2 protein-coding genes are annotated in these 1,528 nt (G+C 67.4%); both read left to right on the top strand.

The window, feature by feature from the left end; genetic code table 11:
* Window positions 1–552: cell division ATP-binding protein FtsE (locus AC08ON_RS09820; RefSeq protein ID WP_476616820.1), on the top strand; the 552-nt coding region annotated here is incomplete at its 5' end.
* Window positions 552–1,424 carry a permease-like cell division protein FtsX gene (ftsX, locus tag AC08ON_RS09815; RefSeq protein ID WP_476607300.1) on the top strand — a complete coding sequence of 291 codons (873 nt, stop codon included), beginning with the start codon at window positions 552–554 and terminating at the stop codon, window positions 1,422–1,424. The genes AC08ON_RS09820 and ftsX, both read left to right, overlap by 1 nt.
* Window positions 1,425–1,528 lie beyond the last annotated feature (104 nt).

The following is a 1,528-nucleotide window of genomic DNA, read 5'->3' as shown; positions in this document are numbered from 1 at the left end:
GACGTCGCGCGGATCCCGGACCGCGGGGTGCCCCAGTTGCGCCGGCTGGTCGGCTGTGTCTTCCAGGACTTTCGCCTGCTACCGAATCGGACCGTAACGGCGAACATCGCGTTCGCCCTCGACGTGGTCGGCCGTCCTCGGCATGTCGTGCGCAGCGTCGTGCCGGAGGCACTCGACCTGGTCGGCCTCGCGGAGAAGGCGGACCGGTATCCCGACGAACTCTCCGGAGGCGAACAGCAGCGGGTCGCGATCGCCCGGGCGTTCGTTGGCCGTCCTCGGATCCTGCTGGCCGACGAGCCGACCGGCAACCTCGATCCGAACACCAGCATCGAGATCGTGAACCTGCTCGACACTGTTCATCAGGCCGGCACCACCGTCGTGATGGCCACCCACAACGCGTCGCTCGTCAACGCGATGCGCCGCCGGGTGCTCGAGCTGAGCGACGGCGCGCTGATCCGGGACGAGGCTCGCGGGCGTTACAACCAGGATGATCTGGCGGTGCCGATGATTCCCCGGCCCCGGCCCAGGGTGCCGGCCGACCGGGTCCGCTGATGCGACCGGGTCTGCTGGCGTCGCTGCTGTGGACGGGCCTGCGCCGCAACCTGGCGATGACCTGTGCCATGATCATAACTGTCACGATCTGCCTGGCGTTGCTGGGGTCGGGCCTGCTCCTGCGGGCGCAGGTGCACACCATCGACGACTTCCTGCTCGACCAGATCGAGGTCGTCGTTGATCTCTCCGATGGCATCACCCCGGGCGAGCGGTCTGCCCTCGATGCCGAGATCGCGGCGGATCCACTGGTCGCCGACGTGCGGTACGAAAGCAAACAGCAGGTGTACGACCGTTTCCGCCGGGACTTCCGTGGATCGCCCGACGTCCTCGCCGGTGTCGGACCCGACGACCTGCCCGCGGCGCTACGACTCACGCTTACCGATCCGCGAGCGGCCCGCGACATCGTCGTCACCTACACCGGCCTCGACGGGGTGGAAGCTGTTCGCGACCAGCGCGGCCTGCTTGACCCGTTGTACCGGTTCCTCGACGCCTTCACCGCGGGCGCTTTCGCCCTCGCCGGCGTGCAGGCCCTGGCGTCCTTCGCCCTCATCTACACGATGATCCTGATCTCGGCGCACGCCCGGCGACGGGAGACTTCGATTATGAAGATGGTCGGTGCTTCCAACGGAACAATCCGGGCTCCGTTCGTCTTGGAAATCGCGGCGGTGGGGCTGGTTGGCGGGCTGCTCGCCACGGGCGTGCTTGCGTTGGCGAAGATCTACCTGGTGGACGGCCGGTTCGCGAAGCAGACGATGTTCCCCCTGTTCGGTTGGTCGGCGGTCTGGGAGACCGCGGCCGTCGTGCTGGGGGTCGGTGTGCTCGCCGCCGCCGTGATGGCTTCGGTGGCGCTCCGCCGTCATCTGCGGGTCTGAGGCGTCATCCGTCGCTCGGCCCCGGTTCGCTTCGATTCGAACTGGACATCATCCTCGATGAATACTTCCTTGAGATAATCTTCGGGTGACACCCAGGGCCGCGC

Source organism: Frankia sp. CoWAU3, assembly GCF_977971855.1.
This window is presented reverse-complemented; position numbering and strand designations above follow the sequence as displayed.

Bases quoted from the DNA above. Each gene is read 5' to 3' on its own strand.
- ftsX (WP_476607300.1), top strand. From the start codon at position 552: ATGCGACCGGGTCTGCTGGCGTCGCTGCTGTGGACGGGCCTGCGCCGC.